At 42.1% G+C, this 25,418-nt stretch carries 21 protein-coding genes; 13 read left to right on the forward strand and 8 right to left on the reverse strand.

Going from position 1 to position 25,418, the window contains the following annotated elements; all coding sequences use genetic code 11:
• Nucleotides 1–8: 8 nt before the first annotated feature.
• Entirely contained in the window at nucleotides 9–2,696 is a 2,688-nt protein-coding gene (gyrA, locus tag AC2A4J_RS12200; protein ID WP_484176201.1) for a DNA gyrase subunit A, read from the reverse strand.
• 319 nt (nucleotides 2,697–3,015) lie between these two features.
• Here gyrA and ubiG point away from each other — a divergent pair, with 319 nt between their 5' ends.
• The 3 genes from ubiG to AC2A4J_RS12215 all read left to right on the forward strand — a co-directional run bounded on the left by ubiG (nucleotide 3,016) and on the right by AC2A4J_RS12215 (nucleotide 7,600).
• Nucleotides 3,016–3,738, forward strand: a complete 723-nt coding sequence (gene ubiG, locus AC2A4J_RS12205; protein WP_484176202.1) for a bifunctional 2-polyprenyl-6-hydroxyphenol methylase/3-demethylubiquinol 3-O-methyltransferase UbiG — start codon at nucleotides 3,016–3,018, stop codon at nucleotides 3,736–3,738.
• 20 nt (nucleotides 3,739–3,758) lie between these two features.
• Nucleotides 3,759–4,502: a YciK family oxidoreductase gene (locus AC2A4J_RS12210; protein WP_255828588.1), complete on the forward strand. Its 744-nt coding sequence runs from the start codon at nucleotides 3,759–3,761 to the stop codon at nucleotides 4,500–4,502.
• Nucleotides 4,503–4,579: 77 nt separating this feature from the next.
• Nucleotides 4,580–7,600 carry an insulinase family protein gene (locus AC2A4J_RS12215; protein ID WP_484176203.1) on the forward strand — a complete coding sequence of 1,007 codons (3,021 nt, stop codon included), beginning with the start codon at nucleotides 4,580–4,582 and terminating at the stop codon, nucleotides 7,598–7,600.
• Nucleotides 7,601–7,623: 23 nt separating this feature from the next.
• On the opposite strand, the gene AC2A4J_RS12220 is transcribed toward AC2A4J_RS12215, so the two are convergent.
• Nucleotides 7,624–8,163 carry a hypothetical protein gene (locus AC2A4J_RS12220; RefSeq protein WP_484176204.1) on the reverse strand — a complete coding sequence of 180 codons (540 nt, stop codon included), beginning with the start codon at nucleotides 8,161–8,163 and terminating at the stop codon, nucleotides 7,624–7,626.
• A gap of 103 nt (nucleotides 8,164–8,266) precedes the next feature.
• The gene (fabV, locus tag AC2A4J_RS12225; RefSeq protein ID WP_255828585.1) at nucleotides 8,267–9,469 is read right to left on the reverse strand and encodes an enoyl-ACP reductase FabV; all 1,203 of its coding nucleotides are present in this window, start codon (nucleotides 9,467–9,469) and stop codon (nucleotides 8,267–8,269) included.
• 164 nt (nucleotides 9,470–9,633) lie between these two features.
• On the opposite strand from fabV, the gene AC2A4J_RS12230 reads away from it, so the two are divergent.
• Complete coding sequence (locus tag AC2A4J_RS12230) at nucleotides 9,634–10,866, forward strand: glycosyltransferase family 4 protein (RefSeq protein ID WP_484176205.1); 1,233 nt, start codon at nucleotides 9,634–9,636, stop codon at nucleotides 10,864–10,866.
• 22 nt (nucleotides 10,867–10,888) lie between these two features.
• Here AC2A4J_RS12230 and AC2A4J_RS12235 read toward each other — a convergent pair whose 3' ends face one another.
• From AC2A4J_RS12235 to AC2A4J_RS12250, 4 genes are all read right to left on the reverse strand, one after another.
• Nucleotides 10,889–11,083 carry a DUF1289 domain-containing protein gene (locus tag AC2A4J_RS12235; protein ID WP_114412798.1) on the reverse strand — a complete coding sequence of 65 codons (195 nt, stop codon included), beginning with the start codon at nucleotides 11,081–11,083 and terminating at the stop codon, nucleotides 10,889–10,891.
• A 62-nt stretch (nucleotides 11,084–11,145) separates the two neighbouring features.
• Entirely contained in the window at nucleotides 11,146–11,859 is a 714-nt protein-coding gene (locus AC2A4J_RS12240) for a YebC/PmpR family DNA-binding transcriptional regulator (protein ID WP_255828583.1), read from the reverse strand.
• Between the two features lie 179 nt (nucleotides 11,860–12,038).
• Nucleotides 12,039–13,205, reverse strand: a complete 1,167-nt coding sequence (locus AC2A4J_RS12245; RefSeq protein ID WP_484176206.1) for an aminotransferase-like domain-containing protein — start codon at nucleotides 13,203–13,205, stop codon at nucleotides 12,039–12,041.
• Between the two features lie 109 nt (nucleotides 13,206–13,314).
• Nucleotides 13,315–14,220: an acyltransferase gene (locus AC2A4J_RS12250; protein ID WP_484176207.1), complete on the reverse strand. Its 906-nt coding sequence runs from the start codon at nucleotides 14,218–14,220 to the stop codon at nucleotides 13,315–13,317.
• Between the two features lie 240 nt (nucleotides 14,221–14,460).
• Here AC2A4J_RS12250 and AC2A4J_RS12255 point away from each other — a divergent pair, with 240 nt between their 5' ends.
• Both AC2A4J_RS12255 and AC2A4J_RS12260 read left to right on the forward strand, forming a co-directional pair.
• Nucleotides 14,461–15,876, forward strand: coding sequence for an ATP-binding protein (locus AC2A4J_RS12255; RefSeq protein WP_255828580.1), 1,416 nt, complete (start codon nucleotides 14,461–14,463; stop codon nucleotides 15,874–15,876).
• Between the two features lie 22 nt (nucleotides 15,877–15,898).
• Nucleotides 15,899–16,579 (forward strand): response regulator, encoded by a 681-nt coding sequence (locus tag AC2A4J_RS12260; protein ID WP_255828579.1) that lies wholly within the window; start codon nucleotides 15,899–15,901, stop codon nucleotides 16,577–16,579.
• A 9-nt stretch (nucleotides 16,580–16,588) separates the two neighbouring features.
• Here the strand turns inward: AC2A4J_RS12260 and AC2A4J_RS12265 are convergent, their stop codons facing one another.
• Nucleotides 16,589–16,771 carry a hypothetical protein gene (locus AC2A4J_RS12265; protein ID WP_255828578.1) on the reverse strand — a complete coding sequence of 61 codons (183 nt, stop codon included), beginning with the start codon at nucleotides 16,769–16,771 and terminating at the stop codon, nucleotides 16,589–16,591.
• Between AC2A4J_RS12265 and AC2A4J_RS12270 the strand changes: the two genes are divergently transcribed.
• The 7 genes from AC2A4J_RS12270 (at nucleotide 16,701) to AC2A4J_RS12300 (ending at nucleotide 25,322) form a co-directional block, all read left to right on the forward strand.
• A complete protein-coding gene (locus AC2A4J_RS12270; protein WP_484176288.1) occupies nucleotides 16,701–17,552 on the forward strand; it encodes an AEC family transporter in 852 nt (283 codons plus the stop codon). The two genes, AC2A4J_RS12265 and AC2A4J_RS12270, sit on opposite strands and share 71 nt — an antisense overlap.
• 46 nt (nucleotides 17,553–17,598) lie before the next feature.
• Nucleotides 17,599–19,680: a PAS domain-containing sensor histidine kinase gene (locus AC2A4J_RS12275; protein WP_484176208.1), complete on the forward strand. Its 2,082-nt coding sequence runs from the start codon at nucleotides 17,599–17,601 to the stop codon at nucleotides 19,678–19,680.
• 1 nt (nucleotide 19,681) lies between these two features.
• Nucleotides 19,682–21,055: a sigma-54-dependent transcriptional regulator gene (locus tag AC2A4J_RS12280; RefSeq protein ID WP_255828574.1), complete on the forward strand. Its 1,374-nt coding sequence runs from the start codon at nucleotides 19,682–19,684 to the stop codon at nucleotides 21,053–21,055.
• A 133-nt stretch (nucleotides 21,056–21,188) separates the two neighbouring features.
• Complete coding sequence (locus AC2A4J_RS12285) at nucleotides 21,189–22,076, forward strand: helix-turn-helix transcriptional regulator (protein ID WP_255828573.1); 888 nt, start codon at nucleotides 21,189–21,191, stop codon at nucleotides 22,074–22,076.
• Nucleotides 22,077–22,099: 23 nt separating this feature from the next.
• Nucleotides 22,100–22,636: a flavodoxin gene (locus AC2A4J_RS12290; protein WP_255828572.1), complete on the forward strand. Its 537-nt coding sequence runs from the start codon at nucleotides 22,100–22,102 to the stop codon at nucleotides 22,634–22,636.
• Between the two features lie 258 nt (nucleotides 22,637–22,894).
• Complete coding sequence (locus AC2A4J_RS12295) at nucleotides 22,895–23,209, forward strand: DUF3301 domain-containing protein (protein ID WP_255828571.1); 315 nt, start codon at nucleotides 22,895–22,897, stop codon at nucleotides 23,207–23,209.
• Nucleotides 23,210–23,435: 226 nt separating this feature from the next.
• Nucleotides 23,436–25,322, forward strand: coding sequence for a methyl-accepting chemotaxis protein (locus AC2A4J_RS12300; RefSeq protein WP_484176209.1), 1,887 nt, complete (start codon nucleotides 23,436–23,438; stop codon nucleotides 25,320–25,322).
• The last annotated feature ends 96 nt before the right edge of the window (nucleotides 25,323–25,418 follow it).

Here is a 25,418-nt window from a genome sequence, read left to right on the forward strand (position 1 = left end):
TTTATTTTCTATTCCGTATCGTCTTCAAGGACATCAGGAGATTCGTCGCCTTCACTCGGCGGCTGATCGACAATGGCACCATCGGCCTCATCAATCTCAATATCTTCTTCATCATTTTCAACAACACGTTCAATGCCAACCAAATGCTCATCGTTGGTCAAACGAATCAAAGTAACACCTTGAGTATTCCGACCTTGACATGACACTTCTGTCACGCGAGTACGAACCAAGGTACCTTGATCGGTAATCAGAATAATCTCATCCGTTTCGTCAACCTGAGCAGCACCAACAACAGGGCCGTTACGCTCAGACACTTGAATACCGATAACACCTTGACCACCACGACCATACACTGGGAAGTCTTCTACCAAAGTTCGCTTGCCGTAACCATTTTCACAAGCCATCAATACAGCAGAACCATCCTGAGGGACAATAAGCGATACAACCTTAGCGTCTTGATTTAAGCGAATACCACGAACACCTGCCGCAGTACGACCCATTGCACGAACATCAGACTCTTTAAAGCGAATAGTTTTACCAGAAGAAGAAACCAACATAATATCGTTTTCGCCATTGGTAACAGACACGCCAACCAACTCATCTGTTTCATCTAAGCTAAGGGCAATCAAACCAGTCGAGCGAGGACGAGCAAAATGCTGCATCGCGGTCTTCTTAACCGTTCCGTTTGCTGTCGCCATAAAGATATAGCTACTTGCTTCAACGATAGCATCATCCGCAACATCATCTTCCGATTCTGCATCAGCTTCAATCGCCTCCACAACCGGCAAAGGCAATAGTGCGGAGATAAATTCACCTTCTCTCAGCGGCAACAAGTTAACAATAGGACGACCTTTTGCACTTCGGCTAGCCACTGGAATTTCAAACACTCGTAACCAGTAAACCTTACCAAGATTACTGAACAACATGATGGTGTCATGACTGCTAGTAACCAATAGATGATCAATGTGATCTTCGTCTTTCATGCTCGCAGAAGATTTGCCACGACCACCACGACGTTGCGCTTGATACTCAACCAATGGCTGAGATTTCGCATAGCCTGTATTTGAAATCGTCACCACCATTGGCGCTTCATCGATCAAATCTGCAATCGTCAAATCCTGACGAGACGTTAAGATCTCAGTACGACGAGCATCACCGAAAGTGTCTCGAACTTCTTCTAGCTCTTCACGAATCACTTCCATCAAACGATCTGGGTTAGATAGAATATTTAGCAACTCACCAATTAAATCGATAAGAGACTTATACTCACCCAATAATTTATCGTGTTCCAAACCAGTTAAACGATGTAGGCGTAAGTCCAAAATCGCTTGAGCCTGATCTGGTGACAAATGATAAGCACCATCAACAAAACCGTAACCCGCCTCAAGATCATCAGGGCGACATGCATCTGCACCCGCACGCTCAAGCATGGCAACCACATTACCCGGCTCCCAAGACTCGCTAACAATTTTCTCTTTTGCTTCTGCAGACGTTGGCGATGTACGAATTAGCTCAATCACGCGATCAATGTTTGCTAGTGAAACCGCCAAACCTTCAAGAATGTGACCACGCTCACGCGCTTTACGAAGTTCGTAAATAGTACGACGAGTAACCACTTCACGGCGATGTTTAACAAAGCATTCAAGAATTTGTTTGATATTAAGTAATTGAGGGCGACCATCAACCAAGGCCACCATGTTAATACCAAATACAGACTGCAATTGAGTTTGTGTGAAAATATTATTCACCACAACATCCGGGTTTTCACCGCGACGCAACTCTATAACGATACGCATACCGTCTTTGTCAGATTCATCTCGCAGCTCACTGATGCCTTCCAGTTTTTTCTCTTTCACTAGCTCAGCGATTTTCTCAATCACTTTCGCTTTGTTTAACTGATAAGGAATTTCAGTGAACACAATGGATTGGCGATTGCCTTTTTCCATGTCTTCAAAATGGTGACGGGCACGCATGTAAATACGACCACGACCCGTTTTGTAAGCTTCAATAATACCAGCGCGACCATTAATAAACGCCCCTGTTGGGAAGTCTGGTCCAGGTATATGATCAATCAGTTCATCAATGGTGATGTCAGCGTTATCAATAACCGCAAGACAGCCATCAATAACCTCACCGAGATTATGAGGAGGGATATTAGTCGCCATACCTACAGCAATACCCGCTGAACCGTTAACTAACAGTCCAGGAACACGCGCAGGCAATACTTCTGGCATAAATTCCGTGCCATCGTAGTTAGGCACGAAGTCGACGGTTTCTTTCTCTAAATCCATCAATAGATGATGAGAAATTTTCGCCATTCGGATTTCGGTATAACGCATTGCGGCAGCGCTGTCACCATCGACAGAACCGAAGTTACCTTGCCCATCGACCAAGGTATAACGCATTGAGAAAGGCTGCGCCATACGAACAATCGTATCGTATACAGCAGAATCACCATGTGGGTGATATTTACCGATTACATCACCGACGATACGCGCCGATTTTTTGTACGGTTTATTCCAATCATTTTTAAGTTCATTCATCGCAAATAGAACGCGACGGTGAACAGGCTTTAACCCGTCTCGCACATCAGGTAATGCTCGACCTACAATTACACTCATTGCGTAATCTAGGTAGGATCCCTTAAGTTCATTTTCGATACTGACGGGAATAATTTCTTTGGCTAATTCACCCATAGATACAATCGATCCTTATGCCTCGGAGTCAAAAAGACTCCCTAATATCTTTTTATAAGCGCCGCATTGTACCATAAGGAAATAAATAACACCCCTTCAAGGAGCATGTTTTGTTGTTCTATATTGCAATTACAGAAACAGCCTACTGAACAGTCTCATCGGACAAAGTAAGTTTGCTATTGGTCACCCCTTTAGTTGGCGCTATACTAGAAAAAGTGCACTTTAGTTCAAGCTCACAAGAGACGGCAATAAAACATATTACGCAGTTCAATACATCGAGCTCATTGCCTTTAGCAACATTAAAGATGGATACAAAAAAATGACCAACACCCGACAAAACAACGTAGACCTAAATGAAGTTGCAAAATTTGAAGCGCTAGCAAGCCGCTGGTGGGATACTGAGAACGAATTTAAACCTCTACACGATATTAATCCGCTACGCACCAACTATATAAATGAACGAGCTGACGGCCTAGAAGGCAAAAAAGTCATCGATGTCGGTTGTGGCGGCGGCATACTGTCAGAAGCTATGGCAAAACTTGGTGCAAACGTCAAAGGTATCGACATGGGTGAAGCCCCACTTGCTGTCGCAAAATTGCATAAAGAAGAATCCAAGCTCGACATTGATTATGAAAAAATCACGGCAGAAGAAATAGCGCAACGAGAAGCTGGCCAATACGATATTGTCACCTGCCTTGAAATGTTAGAACACGTGCCAGACCCATCATCAGTTATCAAAGCCTGTATGACACTAGTAAAACCTGGCGGCCACGTATTCTTTTCTACGATCAACAGAAACCCTAAAGCCTATCTTTTTGCTATCGTTGGCGCCGAATACATTTTAAAAATGCTGCCGAAGGGAACGCATGACTACGCCAAATTCATTCAGCCAGCAGAGTTGAATAACTACGCAAGATTGGCTGGTTTAGAAGTGTCACATATGACAGGTTTAACCTATAACCCTTTCACCAAAGTGTACAAATTGAACGACGAAGACGTGTCTGTTAATTACATGATGCACACTCAAAAAATCGAAGCCTAAATAAGGCATAAGGAGGAGATATGCTGGATTATCAAGCCCCAAGCCAACTACTTAAAGATAAGGTAATCCTAGTTACTGGAGCAGGCGATGGAATAGGCAAAGCGGCCGCCATCACCTACGCCAAACACGGCGCAACCATCATCCTTTTAGGCCGCACCACAAAAAAACTGGAAGCCGTTTACGATTACATCGAAAAGCAGCATTACCCGCAGGCAGCTATCGTACCTCTAAATCTTGATGGTGCTGCAGAACACGACTACATAGAGCTTGCTAACACCATAGAAAGCGAATTTGGACATCTCGACGGCATTCTACACAACGCCAGCCTTCTAGGTGATCGAGCACCGATAGCAACCTACGACCCAACGCTATTCGAGCAAGTCATGCGAGTTAATGTCACCAGCCAACTCATGCTTAACCAAGCCCTACTACCTCTACTTCAGAAAGCTGAAAATGCGTCTATTATTTTCACCACTTCTGGGGTTGGAAGAAAGGCTAAGGCTAACTGGGGCGCCTATGCCGTATCAAAATTCGCAACAGAAGCCATGATGCAGCTTTTTTCCAGCGAGTTAGCAGAACTATCCCCTAGCATTAGAACGAACGCGATCAACCCAGGCGCAACAAGAACCAATATGCGTGCAAACGCGTACCCAGACGAAGACCCAAATACACTTCCTACCGCTGATGATATTATGCCGATCTACCTATATTTAATGGGTAAAGACAGCCTTGCAGTCAACGGCCAATCACTGGATGCTCAATAGAGCTAACAAACATCAAAAGCAATGGGCGAAAAATAAGCCCATTGCATCCCACCACATGCTTCAGTTAGTCTGAAGGCATGATCAACATAAGAAAAACAGTCATCACCCATTGCGCTCTACTTGCTGCACTTGCATCTTTTTCGATACAAGCGGATACCCATTACCCAACCGAAAACAACACACAACAAGAAATACCCCCCCCTATGAATCAAGGCAACACTTCACTTCAAGTAGCACTAGAAAACAACCAAGCAGCACAGTTACAAGCGAACAACAGCGCACCAGAAACGCCAGTTAATCAAATCATCAACATACCCAACAAAAGCCTCACGGATAAAAATGACTATCACTTCATAACATTACCCAATAACTTAAAAGTCTTATTAGTAAGTGATCCTCAAGCCGAACGATTTGCCGCTTCATTATCTGTCAATGTTGGTAATTTTCAGGACCCAGAAAACCAACAGGGACTCGCCCACTTTTTAGAACACATGCTTTTTCTTGGCACTAAAAAGTACCCAGAAGCTGGCAACTACCAGTCCTATATCAATAACCATGGCGGCTCTCACAACGCTTACACAAGCACAGATACAACCAATTTCTACTTTGACATCAAACCCACTGCATACGAAGGTGCACTGGATAGATTTTCACAATTTTTTACTTCGCCACTTTTTAGCGAATCACTCACTCAAAGAGAAAAGAATGCAGTCGATTCGGAATACAAAGCCAAACTGAAAGATGAAAGCAGACGAAACAATCAGGCATTGAAAACACTACTAAATCCTGAGCACCCATACAGCCACTTTACTGTTGGCAGTCTAGACACACTCAAAGACCGGCCAAACAACCCACTAAGAAAGCAATTACTCAAGCTCTACGAGGAAAACTATTTTAGCGAAAACATGGCACTAGTGATGGTAGCCAACCTACCCTACAATCAAATAGCAATACTTGCTCGCCAGTACTTTTCAGATATTCCAAGCAAAACACCTAAACCAGAACAGCACTACCCAGCGATAATGTTAAAGAACAAACCGCAAATACAGTTCGTGCGCTCATTAATTGATAACAGCACTTTGAGTTTTTATTACCAAATAGACGCTCAAAGCAAAAACTATAAAACTCAACCAACACGCTATCTATCTTACATTCTAGGCAATGAAAACAAAGGATCACTATACGCTTCACTTAAATCCGAAGGGTTAATTAATGGCATATCCGCAAGCACAAGCGCAGATTACGGTGATAATGCACTTTTTAGCGTCAGAATATCTCTGACCGATGAAGGCCTAAGAAAAATAGACACGGTAGCGAAACATTTTTTCGCCACTGTTAGCACCTTAAAATCCGCTCCAGTCAACACAATGTATCTACAAGAAGGACTAAAACTTAGTCGCCTCATGTTTAACAACCAAAGCTACGTTAACCCCCAAAACCTAGCCAGATCACTATCTGCAAAAATGCTAAAAACGCCACCCGAAAATATTTTGAGTTGTTACCGACTAGAATACGCTGCAGACGAAAGCCAAGTCCGTCATCTTTTGAAACAACTATCAGATGAAAACCTTTTAGTACAAATAACATCAAATAACGAATTCCCCGAAAGCTGGGCAAAGAAAAAGCCAATTTGGCAAACAGAACCTTGGTATCAGAGCCGTTATAGCAATAATTATTTTAGTCAATTATTTTTAGACATCATCAACCAATCAGTGCAGAGCACAAAAGTCACCCTACCCGAAAAAAACACCTTCATCCCCGAGTCAGTAAGCTTAATCAATGAAAGTGACACCACCCCCTCCATTATTTTTCAAAAAGAGGGCTTCACCTACTGGAACAAATCCGATTCAAGTTTTGGCAAACCCACCGCAATGAACTTCTTAGGCATACGCTTTGCCAATGCGGCTGACACGCCAAAACACACCCTACTCAATAAATTATGGAGTCGTCTTTTTAATGACGGCGTGAGCGAGTCAACTTATGCGCCCTATATGGCGGGATTGGGCTATGCGTTTTACCCTCACGTAAATGGCGCAACAATGCGAACCAGCGGCTATTCAGATAAGCAAAGCGCCTATGTCACTTGGCTAATCGATCAACTATTTCTATTCCGTCCAACACCAGAACAATTTGAGCAAGCAAAAGCGCAACTAGCAAAAGATTTAAGCAACCAAAAAAGTCGACAAGCCTACAGCAACGCCAACAGTGCATTACGAATATTAATTACAAAAAATAGCTTCACCACAAAACAATTAGAAGACGCATTAACAACCATTACGCTAGAAGACCTTCAGGGATACACAAAAAAAGCACGAGAACATTTTGATATCGTTGGATACAGCACTGGCAACCTAACAAAAGAGCAAGCAAAAAAGCTTGCAGACTCTCTTTATCAACGCTTCAGAGGTCGACTCACTCCCAGTGAGCCAATAGAAATTGAGACTAAAAGCCTCACAACGCAAAAGAAATACCACTATCAGTTCGAATCAACGAGTAACGATAAAGTCGTGCTATATGCACTGATAGACACCAGCGCACAGCACACAAAAAAAGCCATCACAGAAAAATCTTACTTTTCGATACTCAAAAAATTAATTAGCAGCCCTTTTTATCAAGAGCTAAGAACCAATCAACAACTAGGCTACATAGTTGGCGCGCAGGATTTAAGCCTGCGCAATACCCCAATATTAGGACTACTCGTGCAATCGCCCGACAAAGACACCCTAACAATCATTCGCTCTATAGAGGATTTTCTAAAAGAGCAAAGCACCAGATTACCGAACATATCAGAAAAAGATTTTTTACAAGCTAAGAACGCCCTACTAAGCGAGCTTAAAATGAGCGCAAAAAATTTAAGCGACAACGCACTGAATGAATGGCACCAAATTGCGAAGCCAGACCCAGATTTTTTAACGCGGGAAGAGTGGATAAATAACGTAGAAAACATTAAGCGGGGGGACTTTATGACTTTTATCAATCATAAAATGCAATCAACAGACACAACAAAAATAATCATTCACAACAAAGCATTTCCACAAGAACTCATTGACCAACAAGATTGGAAAGAGACCTCACCTAGCCGCTCCCCTAATCTTTAAAATGGAATAATGACGAGAATAAATCACCCTCCGATCAGCTTCTCCAGCTTTTCCTGATCGGTTGCAGGAGCCCCTTTCGCACCGTTAGCCGCCGGCTCAACCCCTTTTCCAATGGGCGAAAAATCCCCAACATCAGGCTGAACTTTATCTTCAGACGTATCATCCGCTCTTACCTGATCACCAAAAATACCTATTTCCGGCATCATGCGAAGACGCTTAGCTTGAATATCTTCTGGTATATTGCCTGTAAACAACACAGTAAATGGCGCGTCTTCGGTTCGCTTATTTACTTCATCGTAAATCGCCTGTTCGCGCTCCGCGATGGCATTTTCTTCCAAATAAGACAGACCTTTACCATCAGCCGTAATAACAATATTTGGCCCTAAGGTCATCTTTGCCTTTTCTGCCGGGATAACCGCCACTTCTTCTTGAGAACTGACAACAACTTGATGCTCGGTATGAATAACCTGATTACCATAGATAATATCAACTGGCTGACGCTCAATAGTCTGAGCATCTGCGCATAGCGATACTGCAAAAAGTAACCCAAATGAATATTTCATAACCACCCCAGAATAAGACTCCATTCACTATAAGAGATAAAAACACATAAAAAAAGGAGCCCAAGCAATACTTGAACTCCTTTTTTGTCTCTTTTAATTAAAACTAAAGAGTAATGACTTCAAAATCCGCTTCTGGATTTGCTTCAGCGTCGTAATCAACACCATCCACACCAAAACCAAACAACTTCAAAAACTCATCTTTATAAAGCTGGTAGTCTGTCTCAGCAAACAAGTTAGCATCATTTACCTGAGGCCAAAGCTCACGACAAGCTTGCTGTACGTCTTCACGCAATTCCCAATCATCCAAACGCAAACGATTTTTGTCGTCTGTCAATTCTGCTGGATTGTGGTTGTTGTACAAACGTTCAGAGAACATGCGATAAATCTGATCCATACAACCTTCATGAATGCCTTTTTCACGCATCACTTTGAAGACCATCGCCAAGTACAAAGGCATCACTGGAATAGCTGAAGACGCCTGAGTTACTACAGACTTCAATACGGCAACATTCGCACCGCCTCCGATTTTAGCTAACTCAGAATCGATGGCTGCAGAGGCACGATCTAAATCTTCTTTCGCTTTACCAAGCGCACCATGCCAATAAATCGGCCAAGTGATATCAGAACCAATGTAAGAGTAAGCTACGGTGCGAGCACCTTCCGCCAAAACACCTGCTTCTTGTAAAGCAGACATCCAAAGCTCCCAATCTTGACCACCCATTACAGTTGTAGTCGCTTCAATCTCTTCTTCTGTTGCTGGCTCAATTTCCGCTTCAATGATGACATCTTTATTCGTATCAATGGCAGTGGAGCGGTAAGGCTGACCAATAGGTTTAAGAACTGAACGAATCACTTCACCTGTTTCAGGCATTTTACGAACCGGAGATGCCAGTGAGTAAACCACCATGTCTACTTGACCAAGATCTTGCTTAATCAAATCAATAACGGTGTCACGCGCTTCGTTTGAAAAAGCGTCGCCATTGATGCTTTTAGAATACAAGCCTTCTTCTTTGGCCACTTTGTCGAATGCCGCAGAATTGTACCAACCTGCCGTACCGGTTTTTTTCTCAGTACCTGGTTTTTCGAAGAAAACACCAATTGTTGCGGCACCTGAACCGAACGCCGCAGCGATACGAGAAGACAAGCCATAGCCACTTGACGCACCGATTACGAGTACTTTTTTAGGACCGTTTTCAATCGCCCCTTTGCTTTTAGTAAAAGCGATTTGATCTCTTACGTTTTGCTCACAACCTACTGGATGCGTTGTTGTACAAATAAATCCGCGAATCTTTGGTTTTATGATCATAATATCTTCTCAACGTCATGTTTTGCTTACGTCTTGCCTGACAATCCCTTCAAATGAGGCAGACAAGACAAATCTACCTGCCATGATACAATAGCCGAACGAATATGTCCTGATTCTGCTAAAAATTCAGAACCAATAAACCATTGAAACCTTGAGAGAACACCGTGCACCTACTCGTCATCGGCTACGTCTGGCCAGAACCAAACTCTTCCGCTGCTGGCAGTAGAATGATGCAATTACTCAACTGCTTTCACAAAGAGCAATGGCAAATTTCTTTTGCGAGCCCCGCTCAGCAAACAGAACACATGGCTGACCTTTCCCTGCTGGGCATTGAAGCCGAGCATATTGAGCTCAATAGCGCATCATTTGATCACTATATTGCACACAAAAAGCCAGACATAGTGGTATTTGATCGCTTCATGATGGAAGAACAATTTGGCTGGCGTGTAGAAAAGTTCAGTCCAGACTCATTACGAATCCTGAATACGGAAGACCTTCACTCACTAAGACAATCCAGACACAATGCGCTGAAACAAAATCGAGACTTTGCGGTTGAAGACCTTTATAGCGATAATGGCATTCGAGAAATCGCCGCCATTCATCGTTGCGATTTAACCCTGATGATTTCAGAGGTGGAAGCAAAACTACTGGTCGATGAATTCCACGTGCCAGAAACGCACGTATTACACCTCCCCTTTATGCTTCCAGAACCACAAAACACAGACAAATTACTGAGCTTCGAAGATCGCCAGCATTTTATTAGCATAGGCAACTTTCGTCACGCGCCAAATTGGGATGCCGTCCTACAATTAAAAACAGAGATATGGCCAAAAATCCGCAAACGCTTACCGAAAGCTGAGATGCATATTTACGGCGCTTATCCGCCACCAAAAGCCACACAGCTGCACAATACAAAAGAGGGCTTTTTAGTGAAAGGCTGGGCTGAAGACGCTCAAGCCGTCATGCAACAGTCGCGACTTTGCTTAGCGCCATTACGCTTTGGCGCAGGCATTAAAGGCAAATTAGTTGAAGCCATGCAAGTAGGTACTCCAAGCATAACCACCAGCATTGGGGCAGAATCTATGCATGGCGCATTCCCATGGAACGGGGTGATAACCGACGACATAGAAACCTTTGCTGATGCCGCTGTCTCCCTCTATGAGGACAAAGAAAGCTGGTTACTGATGCAACAAAATGGCAATAGAATCCTACAAGCTCGTTATCAAGCAGAAGAATGGGAGCCAAAATTAATCAATCGATTGAAGCTACACGTTCAGCTAAAGGACAGCCTGAGGAAAAAACACTTCTTGGGTTTAATGCTGCGACACCACAGCCTTAAAAGCACACAATACATGTCGCAATGGATAGAGCTGAAAAACAAAAATGAAGAGGGATAACACTAACAGCAGCAAAAAAACGCTAGCCAGAAACAAAACTGCTTTTAGCCTCTCGCTCACGAACCTTCTTCATCACTGCCTGCTGAGAGGCTTTATTCATACTTCCCCACTGACTGATTTCTTTACCGGTACGATAACAGCCGACACAAACATCTTCATCATTGAGAAGACAGACATTAACGCAGGGAGATTTTAACTGAGGTTTTGGCTTGGTCATTTTTAATCAACATACATAAAAAAAGGCCTTAGTGAAAAATATCACTGAGGCCTCTCATTCTATTATTCAGCGTTATGATAAACACGCTGCACATCGTCTAGGTCATTCAACAGATCCAAGAAGCGATCAAACTGTTCCAACTCTTCACCTTGAATTTCTATAGTGTTTTGAGCAACAAACTGAATTTCATCTACTTCAAATTCAATGTCGCCAAGCGCATCCGTAATGGCCGTTTTCGCTTTACTGTAATCTGTATGAGGCGCAAATACTGTCACCTTACCGTCTTCTAGCTCGATATCGGTTACATCAACATCCGCCATCATTAAGGCTTCTAATACTGCTTCTTCATCCGTGCCAGCGAAAACAAAAATAGCACTGTGGTCAAACATGTGACTCACACTACCCTGCCCACCAATTTTGCACTTCACTTTGTTAAAGCAAGTACGCACATCACCAAAAGTACGGTTTGGGTTATCTGACAAACAATCCACGATAACCATCGTATTACCAGGACCAAAACCTTCGTAGCGAGCCGTATCAAAGTCTTCTCCACCGCCGCCTTTCGCCTTATCAATCGCTTTGTCGATAACGTGCGTTGGCACCTGATCTTTCTTAGCTCGGTCAATCAGAGAACGTAGTGCCAAATTACCATTAGGGTCGATACCACCGGATTTTGCGCAAACATAAATCTCACGGCCGTATTTACTGTAAACCTTGGCTTTCTGGTCAGACGTTTTTGCCATGGACTCTTTGCGGTTTTGAAAGGCTCTGCCCATTACATATTCCTATTCTATACAGTCTTAAAAGTAAGATTCTAACGTGAAGCCCAAAAAGAAGGAACTGCTAGCCAAGCATAAATACAATAAAAAGCCAGCCTTAAGACAACAAAAATACAATGAAACAAAAAACCTAGCCAATATAGGCATAACCAGTTACTCCAAGTAACATCAGCAAACTAAGCAAGCTGCCTAATGACTTTAGCAAGTACCTTAATGGCTTGTTGGATTTGCGCCGCAGAGACGCGCGCAAAACTCAACCTTAGAAACGAATCGTCAAGCGGACTTTCACACGGAAAAAATGGCGTTCCAGGAAGAACCAATACCTTATCCTTTAGCGCCTCAGTCAGTACTCGTTGCGATGAAACACCGTCAGGCAACTTTACCCAAAAGAACATACCACCAGCTGGAAGCGAAAATACAACAAGATCGCCAAGCTCTACACTTAAAGCTTCCGCCATCACATCTCGCTTTTCCTTATAGGCTTTCTGGAGCTTAGTAACGTGATCTGGATACTGTCCAGACTTAAAGAACTGGGTAATCATGCTCTGACCAAGACGGTTGGTATGAAGATCAACGGCTTGCTTTACTTTAACCAAGTACGGAGAAAAAGCCTCACAGGAAACAATATAGCCAGTACGCAACCCCGGCCACAAAACCTTAGAAAAACTCCCCATGTACAACCAAGGCGCTTGCTTTATCAAGGTGGAAATTGGTGTAAGGTCGACATTGTCATAACAAAGATCACGGTATGGATCATCTTCTATAAGTAATATGTTTTTCTCATCAAGCAAGGCAGCAATCTCGTGCCGGCGCTGCAAGCTATAACAATGTCCCGCAGGATTTTGAAAATTAGGAATCAAATAAACCGCTTTCGGCTGATGTTGCTCAATCGCATCACGCAAAGCGGAGACAGACATCCCCTCCGCATCAGACAAAACATCTTGAACCTTTGCGCCTTGTAATTTAAATACCTGACAAGCGGCTAGATACGTTGGCTGTTCAGTTAGAATAGTCGAGCTTTCGTCTAAAATTAAACGACTAATAATATCCAAACCTTGCTGCGAGCCGTTGGTTACCAACACATTACCTATCGATGCATCAATCCCCCGCTCTGCAACAATAGATAAAATACACTCTCGAAGCTCTTTTTCACCTTCGCTTGGGCCATACTGACGACTGTCAGTTAGCCGCTCCAACTCCGGGTAGGCAGGCATCAAGTTTTCATCAGGCAAACCACCCGCTAAAGATAGAATGTCAGGCTGTTGACTGTAATGCAGCAGCTCACGAACCAAAGAGGCTTCCATGTTTCGTGAGTGTGAAGTCAATAAATGAGAAATATCCATACCAAGCGCCTCGACAAATTAAATGCAGAGAAACAGGGTCAGATATTTTATTAAAAGTGAAAAGATACAATTCTTGATTAATTGAAGGATACAGAAAGAAATTTTCTATTTACAACCAATGATCTTTCGGCTCAGCTTGCAGCAAGCTTTCAAACTGCTGGTCTTTTTGCTGCCAAAGCACATTCACCCATTGCTGAAAGTACGCCCTATATTCCGCATCGTTTTGATAGTCTCCAAGCAAAGAATCATCAATAGGCATTACTCGGATATGCACTTTGATGTTAGACACTTTCCCGCAAAGGTAATCAAAAAAACTCGGAATTCCGTCTGAATAAACAATGGTGACATCTATTAACTGATGCAACTTGCCATCCATTGCATTTAGCGCAAACGACAAACCACCCGCTTTAGGCGTCAAGAGATGTTTATACTGACTGGATTGTTGATCATGCTTTTGAGGTGTAAAGCGAGTCCCTTCCAAAAAGTTCATAATAGACACAGGAAAGTACTGAAACTTATCGCACGCCCTTTTCGTCACCTCAATATCTTTTCCTTTGAGTTCAGGGCGTTTTTTTAGCAAAGCAGGACTGTAACGCTTCATGAAGGGAAACTCTAACGCCCACCAAGCCAGACCGATAAAAGGCACCCAAATCAGCTCACGCTTTAAAAAAAACTTAATAAAAGGAATGCGTCTGTTAAACAGGCGCTGCAAGATAAGAATATCCACCCAAGATTGATGATTTGCCGTCACCATATACCAATCATTCAATACAAAATCGTGCTTTCCCAACACAGAAATATCTGAACCACCCAGGGCGCGCTGGTTGATGTTATTCACTCCGATCCAAAATGTCGCGATATTATCCAATACAACATTTAAAACAGCGCGTGCAGATGCGAACGGCAAAATACATTTAACCAACGCCAATAACATGACTGGAACAAAGCAAATCAAGGTATTAACGACAATAAGACTAAATGAAGTCAGACCTTTTAACACGAATAAAGCAGGCATACAGGAACCTAAAAGACAAAACCTATTCATGATACTAAAGGAAACTCTTTATTGGAAATCCTCATTATTTACACTCCAACTAAGTAGCCAGCTTTCACAATAAAACTGTATAGTAAACAGACGATTACAATGACCAATAATCCCGCTCGATATAGAAAGCATTGCGACGCCATATCGATCATCATTAATCCCTGTGAATGACACATAAACAGGATGCACCATAGGACTCTGAACTTCGCTATGCCAATGACCAAAGGGTTAAAAATTCGACATAAACTTTTTGCAGTTTTTGTTTTAAGTAATATTTTACTCATTGTTTCTATGTGGCAAGTATTTCAATGGAGTTTTGATAGAGGCTTTGTATCCTACGCTACGGAACGTGATCGCGATTTTCTAGAGCAAATGGCGAACAGAACAGCTAACCTCTACATTTACTATGATGATTGGTATTTTTTAGTCCAAGAAAGCCGAATGGAAAAAGAGTGGCATAAAGCGAAAGTGGATAACCTACGCGACTTGGTTCCACCACCTAGCACACCTAACTTAGATTTAATTTATCCCTCCCAGTATTACCGCCAACGTTTTCTATTATTTGACGCCAAAGAAAACCCAATAATAGGTAAAACGAGCTTTGCCGACGCAGAGACCCACGCTGTCACTGTAAATAAAAAAGTTGTCGGCTACGTTGGCTTACGCTCTATACGAGAGCTAGTACAAGACCAAACATTACGATTTGTTCGCCAACAAGGCGAAGCGTTTTTGCTCATATCCGCCTTCATGTTGGCAATAGCAGCACTATTAACATGGCCGCTTGCTCAATGGCTAAGTCGCCCTATCATTTCCATGCAAAAAGCCACGAAGAAACTGGCAGCAGGAAAATATGAAACTCGCATATCGGTAAAAGGTGGCGATGAATTAGCCAGCCTTAGCTGTGACTTTAATAACTTAGCTTGCACTCTAGAGCACACACGAGAAGCACGTAAACGCTGGGTTGCAGATACGGCTCATGAGTTAAGAACACCCGTCGCTATTCTTAGAGGAGAAATAGAAGCAATGCAGGATGGCATTATTAAAATGACGCCTGAAAGCCTCTCCTCCTTGCATCAAGAAACCCTTCATATTGCACGCCTAATTGATGACTTAAACCAATTATCAATGCATGATATGGGTAACTTGAGTTATGAAATGGAAGATATTTCTCTAAATGAGATTATTGAACAGACTGTTCAATCTATGACGCTTCCTTTTAATGAAGGCGGTTTAGAATTAGGGTTTGAATATTCTCAGAAAAACCCTATTGTTATGAATGGTGATTCAGATCGATTACATCAACTCTTTTCGAATCTGATGAATAACTCGCTAAAATACACAAATGCACCAGGGAAACTGACGGTTAAGCTCTCCAAAAAGAACAAAAAGGCTATTATTCTTTTTGAGGACACAGCCCCAGGTGTTAGCGATGATGATAAAAACAGAATTTTTGAGCAGTTCTTCCGTGTTGAAAATTCAAGAAACCGTGCAACTGGCGGGCGAGGTTTAGGTCTTGCTATTTGCGCAAGTATTGTGGATGGACATCAAGGCACAATCAGTGCTTATCACTCCCCAGATGGTGGCTTAGGAATAAAAGTAGAATTCCCTTTAAACTACTCTCGTTAAACGAACAGGAAAGAATAATATTATGAGCAAAGTACTGATTATTGAAGACGAACCAAAACTAGCAGAACTCATGACAGCTTACTTAGAACAAGCAGGCTATGAACCGCATCACCTTGACCGTGGTGACATTGCTGTTAACTATATCAAAAACAACCAAGTTGATATCGTTCTGTTAGATCTAATGCTACCCGGTTTAGACGGTGTAGAAATCTGTAAACAAGTTCGTCAATTCAGCGGCGTACCCATCATCATGGTGACGGCAAAAGCCGAAGAAATCGATCGCTTGATTGGTTTGGAAATGGGCGCAGACGACTATGTATGTAAACCATTTAGCCCACGTGAGATTGTTGCTCGTGTAAAAGCCAACCTACGCCGTGTGGAGCTAGATCAAGCAGAATCGCCAAGAACAGACGGCTTCGACCTAGATGTAGATCGTCTGCGCGCGACTTACAAAGGCGATTTAATCGACTTAACAACCGTTGAGTTCCAATTACTTCAGTTGCTTATCAAGGAACCTGGTCGCGTTTTCGGCCGAGACCTTATCATGAAAAGCATCTATGCTGACAGCCGCGTAGTGAGTGATCGTACTATTGACAGCCATATCAAAAAATTGCGTAAAAAAATCTCTGCTGTGGCACCTGAATTAAACGTTATCCATTCTGTTTATGGCGCAGGCTATCGCTTCGAAAACAACGATCAGTAAAACCTTTCTCTAAGGAATGGCGTTGAACAATTTTTTGGATGTACTGGTATTTTCTTTCTCTATAACAATGCCAATATTTTTGATATTGGCATTAGGAGTAATTCTATACCGAATACGAATCATCAATGACAACTTCATTGATGTTGCATCCAAATTGGTGTTCAACGTTACACTTCCTGCTCTACTCTTCATTAGCATTTCCAAAAGCGATATTTCATCAAACACCGATTTATCATTAGTGTTATATGCAATGATAGCGGTCACAGTGACTTATATTGCACTAGAACTAGTATTGTCTATTTGGGAGTCGGATAAAGCACAACGCGCCGTTTTGGTTCAAGGCGCTTTCCGCTCAAATATGGGCATTATTGGTTTGGCCTATTGCGTAAATGCCTATGGAAATGATGTTTTTTCTGTAGCGTCAGTGTACCTAGGCGGCGTCACGATATTATTCAACATCCTCTCTGTCATTGGGCTTAGTCGAGCACTGGGAACAAATGCAAGCTTGATAGGCATTCTAAAGGGCATAGCAAAAAACCCTCTAATTATTGCCATCTTAGCAGCCTTTATTACAACACTAACGGGACTATCACTTCCTACAACGCTTTATAAAGCAGGTGATTATTTTGCACAAATGACACTACCGTTAGCATTGCTGTGTGCAGGTGCATCACTCAACTTTAAGTCTTTGAAGAAGGGTATGCTAGGTGCGATATTAGCATCCATTGGTAAGCTTATTTTCATCCCTTTCATACTGACATTTGGTGGCTATTTATTAGGCTACCGCGGCATGGAACTCGGCGTATTATTCCTAATGTCCTCAGCTCCAACCGCTTCAGCAAGCTATATTATGGTCAGGGCGATGAATGGCAACTCTACGTTGGCGGCAAACATCATCGTTATAACAACCATCGCATCCTTGATTACTACCAGTATTGGCGTTACTTTGTTACGCAGCTTGAATTTAATCTAAACCGATTAAGAGCTGGTAAATATATTAAAGGCTAGCGAGACTCTCTTTGATTTCACAATTCCGTAAACATCGTCTTTTTTTTATTACCTTCGGATGCTCCGTACTGACTCTATTATTCTTTGGCGTGAATACTATTGCCTATCAGGCGCTGATTATAGATAAGCATTCAGAAGGCCAAGACAAACTACTCGATTACGTAATTGAGTTACGCAGCGAATTAAAAAACTACCACATTCTTCCCTATGCGCTTGCTGATAACCCTAGCTTACTGGCTTTTATGAACAACCCTAAAGATCCAGTGTTAACAGCGCGATTACAGCGACAACTAGAAGATCTGACACATGTATCTAAAACGCAGGACTGGTTCATTTTGTCGGCACAAGGAGAGCTTTTAGTATCCAGTGAGCAATCACCTAATTTCGATTTAGACGACTACTTCAGCAAACAAGACTTGAGCAATGTGCTTAGAGAACAACAAGGAGAATACATCCTTGTCTCTGGCTACAATCCAAAGCAATACAAGTCAGCCCACCTAGTACTGGCTCCTGTGTATACAAAAGCTGGCTTAGCGGGTGCTGTTGCTGTACGAATTAACGTCAGTGATTTGATTGAACGATGGAATCTTCTCGATGATCTGGTGGTCATGACAGATCAGAACAGCCTTATATTTTTAGCCAGTAAATTAAATCGACTATTAGTGAGTAATTGGCTTGATGACCCAAAAGATGTGCAGTTTCTCAATAATACCCGCTCCAAAGTTTACCACCTGAACGATGAAAACTACCTTTTGCAAAATGTCACTTTAGATGATCTACAATGGCAAATTCATTACTTATCAAATTTAAAAGGCATCCATAAAAAAGCCCAAAATATCGCTTTCATTAGCCTTGGGATTTTTGCTCTGATTTTTCTTTTCTGGCTCTATCGACGAGAACGTTCTTTGAAAATAGCCTCAAAACTAGAGAACGAAATCCTCATTGCTAATAGTGCTCAGCGCCAGAGAGTCCTGATTGAAAATACTCACGTAGGGTTGATGCAGTTAACAAAACGCGGTGAAATATCCTTCGTCAACCCAATGGGGCAACGCTATTTCGGAGATAGAACCAAACTTAACAGCCATTATTTATATGAATACTTACCTGATAGCCCAGAGAACCAAATCGCATTGGCTTTTATTAAATCCCTACAAACACAAGAAGTTTCGGGGAATCCATCCGAAGAGAATTTACTAGAACAAGAAGTTGTCCTGCAAAAAGAGAACGGCCAAGTTTTTCCAGCACTACTTTCAGTCTCTTCTTTAAAATGGAGTGATTCACAAGGTTACCTAGTGACGTTACTCGATATTAGTAAACGAAAAAAGGCAGAGCTAAACTTACTAGAGGCAAACACCCGCTTGGAAGAGCGAGTACTGGAACGAACGAAAGCATTAGAAGCGGCGCAAAAAGAACTATTGAGAACGGAAAAACTTGCCGCCATAGGACAAATGTCCACTGCCATTGCTCATGAGTTAAATCAACCACTAACCGGTATAAGAACATTAGCCTACACCGCAGAGCTGTTACTTAAACGTCAGGACTCAGAGCAAGCATTAAAAACGCTCATCGACCTAGAGTCTCTTGTTGTAAGAATGCAAAAACTGACCAGTGAGCTAAAGGTACTTGCCTACCGAAGACCAGAACAGCTTGCCTCCACCTCGATAAAGAGCTCCGTAGAGCGAGCTATTGAAAGCCTTGGAGAGGACATCGCAAACGTTCAGTGGGAAATTGAATTTAATGATTTAGACACTGTCATTGCTGAACCAACTCGGTTAGAGCGCATATTTTCTAATTTGATCAGTAACTCAATTCAAGCTTGTGCCGAACTAAAAATCACACCAAACATTACAATATTCTTAGAAACACATGGCGATAAAATAACCATAAACTACCAAGACAATGGTCCAGGTATAGAAAGCGCTCAGCTGACACACATATTTGAACCTTTTTTCACAACAAAACCGATCGGAAAAGGCTTAGGACTGGGTCTTGCGATTAGTGCAAACCTAGCAAAAGACATGAATGGCGTTCTAAAAGCAAGTCATGACCATGACTCAAGACTCGTATTCAGCTTAACACTGTTAAAGGCCTAATATGGAAAACAGTAATACCAGCAATCACATTGAAATTTGGCTTCTTGACGACGACGATATTGTTCGTTCGACCACGGCCCAATGGTTACGATTATCAAACTATGAAGTGAGAGAATTTCAAGAAGCTCAGGAGCTGATAGATCAGTTTAGCGTTGGATTGCCTTGCATTATTGTCAGTGATATCCGTATGACGCCAATCGATGGTTTAACGCTAATGAGCGACTGTCTATCAAAAGAACATGAACTGCCATTTATTCTGATAACGGGACATGGAGATGTCGACACCGCCGTCAATGCTTTACGCGATGGCGCGTTTGATTTTCTCGAAAAGCCCTTCGATCCAAACAGATTACTGCAAACGGTCGAAAAAGCCATTCAACTAAGAGCGGTTCAACTCCAGCATGCCAATCAATCTCAGTACCTTGGTGACTTACATGGGCTAGAAGAAACCATTATTGGTAAAAATGAACAAATCGTCCGTGTCAGACAGCAGATTCGAACCTTTGCAAGCATGGACACTCATGTCATCGTGTATGGAAAAACAGGCTGCGGCAAAGAATTAGTCGCAAAGGCACTACATGACTGTAGCCCTAGAGGCTCCAGTCCCTTTGTTGCTATAAACTGTGCCGCTATTCCTGCTGAACTTTTTGAAAGTGAGCTGTTCGGTCACGAAGCTGGCGCGTTCACTAGCGCTAACAAACAAAGAATTGGTAAGCTCGAACACGCCAGTGGCGGAACCTTATTTCTCGATGAAATAGAAAGCATGCCTCTGGCGATGCAAATAAAACTACTGCGTGTATTACAGGAAAACCAACTTGAACGCGTTGGTAGCAACAATACGATTCAATTAGATTTAAGGGTAGTAGCCGCTGCAAAAAGTGATCTACAAACTCTCGAAAACTTCAGACAAGACTTATTCTTCCGGCTGAATGTCTCGCAAATACATCTCCCAGATTTGCGTAACAGAAGTTCTGACATTCCACTACTCTTTGAACATTTCTGCCGTATCGCAGTTAAAGAACGAGGTGGTGATTTAAGACAGCTTAGCCCTATTGACCATGAGACACTGACGCTATATGGCTGGCCTGGTAATGTTCGCGAACTTAGAAACGTCGCACTACGTTATGCTCTCGAACCCAATACGAGCGTTGCAAAAATCTTAGCTGGCTACCAAGCTCAAGATGACATAGATACCATCACACCACTTCCTCTTAGCGTTAAGGTGCAAGAGTTTGAACGCAGTTTAATTGAAGCCAGTATTCGACAACAAAAAGGCAACATCCAGCTTGTCCTAGAGCAACTTCAGCTACCACGACGAACACTAAATCAAAAGATGCAAAAGTACGGACTTAATAGAACCGACTATCTAGATTAACCCCTTCCGACAACACATCAGATAAAAATATCAAAAAAGTGATTCTCATATAAAAAAATTAATGAGAATCACTTGCATCAAAGCGCAAAAACAACTTTAATGATAACCATTATCAAAATGAAGGCGACATACGATGCAATTAAATATGCGTGATGTGTATGACACAGCAGGAAATATTAAAGAAGAATTAGCCGCTCACCTGTCTGGCCATAAAAAACTGCTCGCCTTACTCCCAAACCTAGAATTGCTTAACCAACATTTGTTTAGCAATGACGACATTTCAATCTATGAAGACGCAAAACCTGGGATCTACTTTTCTTTCTTAGGGACAGGGCCAATAAAAACAGCAAAAGACATAAACTCTGTACAAATATCTTATAGCCCACAAAACGTAAGCGGCAATCTACTAATGAAACAAGGTGATGAACATAGCCTAATCCAAGCTCGTATTAGCCCCGCACACCTGGCCGCCGTACTTGGCGAAACGGAAGATCAAATTATTCAACATTTTAGGACTATGCGAGATAAATTGGGTAATGAGAATGGAATCATCCAACTTCCTGTCACAGAAAGAACCCTATCAGCGATGGCGTTAATACTGGCGCACAAAGGTCATTCCATCAGCCTTGCTGGACACCTTTATTCGGTCATATTTACACTAATCGAACAATTACAAATGCTTAGTCATTTATCACAATGCGAAGATTGCCAGAGCAAACTTTTCCACGCACAAAACCTAATAGAAACACCGGAGCACGAAACATTAAATATCAAGCGTCTAGCTCAACAGGTTGGACTGAATACCGAAGCTCTCGCCATTGGCTTTCACCTTATCGTTGAGCAATCCATTGAGCATTACTGCACTCGCAGCCGAATTAAATCTGCGGCAGCTCAACTAAGACAAGATCCTAGCGCTAAGTCACATATTGTTGCTCAAAGCGGTTTTTCTGAAGATCAGTTCGAAGCCGCATTTGTTCAACACTTTGGTGTCAGTAGTCACCAGTATGGACAAATCCACTAAATGTTAAAAAGTTAAGGCATAACATGGCTCAATCAACAATTGCCCTTATTTACGGCACAGATACAAATAATACAGAAGAAGTTGGGCACAAGATTGCCAAACAATGGGAAGAGCTTGGTGAACAAGTAGATATATTCAACATCAAGGATATTGAGCTTAGCCAACTAGAGCAGTATCCCATGCTTATTTTAGGCATACCGACTTGGGATTTTGGCGGTATTCAATCCGACTGGGAAGATATTGGAGACAGTTTGGCCACACTCGATCTTGAAGATACTGTTATTGCTCTATACGGACTAGGCGACCAGTTCGGCTATGGCGACTACTTTATCGACGCGGTAGGTTGGCTGTATGAAAAACTTTTACCAACCAACACCAACTTTATTGGTCAATGGTCCACAGAAGGCTATGAATTTGAAGCCTCTAGGGCCTGCATTGAAAACAAAGAATCCTTCGTCGGCTTGGCAATCGATGAAGATCAACAGTTTGAACTCACTGATCAACGCATTGAGCAGTGGGTTATCCAACTTTACGCTGAGAGAGCAGTAGAAGCCGCCTAAATTATCGCCTGACTGGCCATTTGATTAAAACTAACGACTAAAATTTGGTTTACCCACACATTCGCTGCCCCGAATGCCCAAATTTTGTTTTACTCAATGAGATAATTTTACGACTTGCTCTATATAGCGTGAAGCCCCGTGGCTACCTCTCCTTTCTCTCCTGCTTGGAGGTAGCCACGTATTTCTTCCCATAAACTATTTTCTTCTAGCCACTATTCGTTATGATGTTAAAACTTCATTAAAATTTAGTTGGCACTCATGAACTTACAACTTTCAGACATTGTTATCCTGCTGTTAATTTCTGCCGTAATTTACGCTTGGTGGAGAAATACATCCATACGAGAGCAGGCTCTAATAAGTGCAAAAAAACACTGCGAATCGCTAAACTTGCAACTACTGGAAGACAGTGTTGGCGGTGATGAGTGGAAACCCACTTGGCATCATGGAACAATCAAAATCAAAAGAACGTACAAATTTGAATTCAGTTCTAGTGGGATTGCCCGCTACCCAGGCAAAATCTACTATCTTGGCAATCAAAAAATCAAAGTGTGGCTCAGCCCCCATGATTTTTAATTGATACGCACTTTGAAATGCAGAAAATAAACAAAACACAACACTTTTATACAAGATAAATTCATATTTTTATGTCAATTAATTGCAAATAAGGCCATAGTAGAAATAGAATGATTAGGTAAACATTTGTAATGCTTTAATAGACAAACCTGTGAATGTTGAAGTGCCAATGACACTCACCAAATGTCTATTTGTTCAATCTATAATAAAAAATGCAGGATATAATATGTTGGCAAACCTTAGTTTTCGTACCAAGTTACTCTCATTATTGATTGCGGCTATTCTTGGATTCGTTGTTGTAACTGCTGTTGCTTTACAAGGATTGAATGTTCAAGAAACCTCATCTTCAAAATTTGATCGTCTGACCACAGTAGATAAAGATCTTGCCTCATTAGTCATTACCTTAATGGAAGAATACGAGACCCTATCTGGTATTGATAATAGCTCTTACGAAAGTTTTCTAGAGCAACTAAACACTAACCACGAAAATTTCATGGTTACTCTTGAAAAAGACATGGACCTTCTTCAAGACCCAGAAGCGAAGAAAAACCTCAGCAACATCACCTCTTCCCTCGCAAGTTACAGTGATATTTTAAAGCTGCTCGTCAACCAAAGACAAAAAGTAGGCTTTAATGGCTCTTCTGGCTTAAAAGGTACAATATCTCAGTTAGGTGAAAAGGTAACAGAAGAAATTTCTTTCCTAAGCTTGGTAAAACAAGAATTCTTGCCAGTTCGTGAAGCTGAAAAAAACTTCATTTTTGAACCTGTTCCTGCAAATAAAACAGCTTTCATGGAACGCTATGAGAAATTCTACAAGCGTGTGACCAATTTTGGCCTTGAAGAACGTTTCGGTGAAGTAATTAATCAGTATTTCGCCGCGGTTCAAAATTTCGACAAAGAAAACCAACAACTAAAAAGCTTGCAGTCGCAGTTTTTGGAAAGCAAAGCAAACTTTGCTCAAACACGCCTAGCTGCCGTTGAGTACATGGAAAAAGCCGTACTAGAAGCTCGCCAACAAGCTTCGGCCAGCTCACAACAAGCTAGCATCAGCGTTATCATTGTAAGCATTGTAGTCGCTATCATTGCCGCTCTAATGATGATGGGCATTGGTAGTAGTGTAAAAAGCACCCTAAACCAAATCATTAAAGACCTAGGTAAAGTGAAAAGTGGTGACCTGACCGCTCGCTTACATGTAAACAAAAAGCGTAACGATGAATTCGACTCTTTATGTAGCTCTGTAAACGAAATGACGACAGGTTTGGGGTCAGTTATTGGTGATGTTGTAGACACTACCCAAGGCGTTAACAACATGGTTACTGAACTAAATACGTCTGTAACTAACATTGCACAGAGCAACCGCTCAGTAAGTGAGCAAACAAACTCTCTAGCGGCCGCTACAGAGGAAATCTCTACTACTATTTCTAGTATCTCCAGCACAACGGAGGACCTAAGTAGCCAATCTCAACATACTTATGAGTCAGCTAAAGTTGGTGCAGAAACCATTAAAGGTGCTCTATCAAACCTTTCAAGCACAATTAGTGTGGTTAACAAAACAAGTGAGCAACTTAACGAGCTCGGCCAATTGTCTAAAGATATAGATAACGTTATCGGTATGATCAATGACCTAGCAAACCAGACTAACCTTCTTGCACTAAATGCCGCGATTGAAGCAGCGCGTGCTGGTGAAGCTGGTCGTGGCTTCTCGGTTGTTGCCGATGAAGTTCGTTCACTTGCCGAAAAAACAGTCGATGCAACGGCTAAAATCACCGATATCGTTAGTACGATTCAGTCTTCTACACAAACGGCAATCGAGACTATGCACAGTGGCCAAGAAAGCTTGCATTCGATTGAAGAGTTCAGTGAGAAAGCAGAATTGGCAATTCGTGAAATTGAACGGAATGCCCAGACAAGTTCGGCATCTTCTATTGATATGGCGCGCTCTATTCAAGAAGTGGCGAAAACGGCTGTACACATGAGTGAAGAGATGGACAAAATTGCACAGCAACTTCAAAGCGATAATAGCTATATTAATAGCATTGAAGGCAATACCCGCGACATTCACAGTCAGGTTAGTAGCTTAGATAACAAAACGAGCATGTTCACTACTCGTTAATCTAAACAAGAAAACGCCCGACATAAAAAACCGACTTTGATAGTCGGTTTTTTTTGGATCATTTTTTGCCACTTTATTAATTAGCAAAAAAATATA

The sequence above is a fragment of the Marinomonas sp. ATLA20 genome, from assembly GCF_057180105.1.

Excerpts from the sequence above, each read along its gene's own strand:
- AC2A4J_RS12235 (WP_114412798.1), bottom strand. The coding sequence starts at position 11,083 with ATGACCAAGCCAAAACCTCAGTTAAAATCTCCCTGCGTTAATGTCTGT.
- AC2A4J_RS12265 (WP_255828578.1), bottom strand. The coding sequence starts at position 16,771 with ATGAAGAGTAGAGCAGGAAGTGTAACGTTGAACACCAATTTGGATGCA.
- AC2A4J_RS12260 (WP_255828579.1), top strand. The coding sequence starts at position 15,899 with ATGAGCAAAGTACTGATTATTGAAGACGAACCAAAACTAGCAGAACTC.
- fabV (WP_255828585.1), bottom strand. The coding sequence starts at position 9,469 with ATGATCATAAAACCAAAGATTCGCGGATTTATTTGTACAACAACGCAT.
- AC2A4J_RS12280 (WP_255828574.1), top strand. The coding sequence starts at position 19,682 with ATGGAAAACAGTAATACCAGCAATCACATTGAAATTTGGCTTCTTGAC.
- AC2A4J_RS12215 (WP_484176203.1), top strand. The coding sequence starts at position 4,580 with ATGATCAACATAAGAAAAACAGTCATCACCCATTGCGCTCTACTTGCT.
- AC2A4J_RS12255 (WP_255828580.1), top strand. The coding sequence starts at position 14,461 with ATGCCAATGACCAAAGGGTTAAAAATTCGACATAAACTTTTTGCAGTT.
- AC2A4J_RS12245 (WP_484176206.1), bottom strand. The coding sequence starts at position 13,205 with ATGGATATTTCTCATTTATTGACTTCACACTCACGAAACATGGAAGCC.
- ubiG (WP_484176202.1), top strand. The coding sequence starts at position 3,016 with ATGACCAACACCCGACAAAACAACGTAGACCTAAATGAAGTTGCAAAA.
- AC2A4J_RS12285 (WP_255828573.1), top strand. The coding sequence starts at position 21,189 with ATGCAATTAAATATGCGTGATGTGTATGACACAGCAGGAAATATTAAA.
- AC2A4J_RS12240 (WP_255828583.1), bottom strand. The coding sequence starts at position 11,859 with ATGGGCAGAGCCTTTCAAAACCGCAAAGAGTCCATGGCAAAAACGTCT.
- gyrA (WP_484176201.1), bottom strand. The coding sequence starts at position 2,696 with ATGGGTGAATTAGCCAAAGAAATTATTCCCGTCAGTATCGAAAATGAA.
- AC2A4J_RS12295 (WP_255828571.1), top strand. The coding sequence starts at position 22,895 with ATGAACTTACAACTTTCAGACATTGTTATCCTGCTGTTAATTTCTGCC.
- AC2A4J_RS12250 (WP_484176207.1), bottom strand. The coding sequence starts at position 14,220 with ATGCCTGCTTTATTCGTGTTAAAAGGTCTGACTTCATTTAGTCTTATT.
- AC2A4J_RS12210 (WP_255828588.1), top strand. The coding sequence starts at position 3,759 with ATGCTGGATTATCAAGCCCCAAGCCAACTACTTAAAGATAAGGTAATC.
- AC2A4J_RS12220 (WP_484176204.1), bottom strand. The coding sequence starts at position 8,163 with ATGAAATATTCATTTGGGTTACTTTTTGCAGTATCGCTATGCGCAGAT.
- AC2A4J_RS12290 (WP_255828572.1), top strand. The coding sequence starts at position 22,100 with ATGGCTCAATCAACAATTGCCCTTATTTACGGCACAGATACAAATAAT.
- AC2A4J_RS12300 (WP_484176209.1), top strand. The coding sequence starts at position 23,436 with ATGTTGGCAAACCTTAGTTTTCGTACCAAGTTACTCTCATTATTGATT.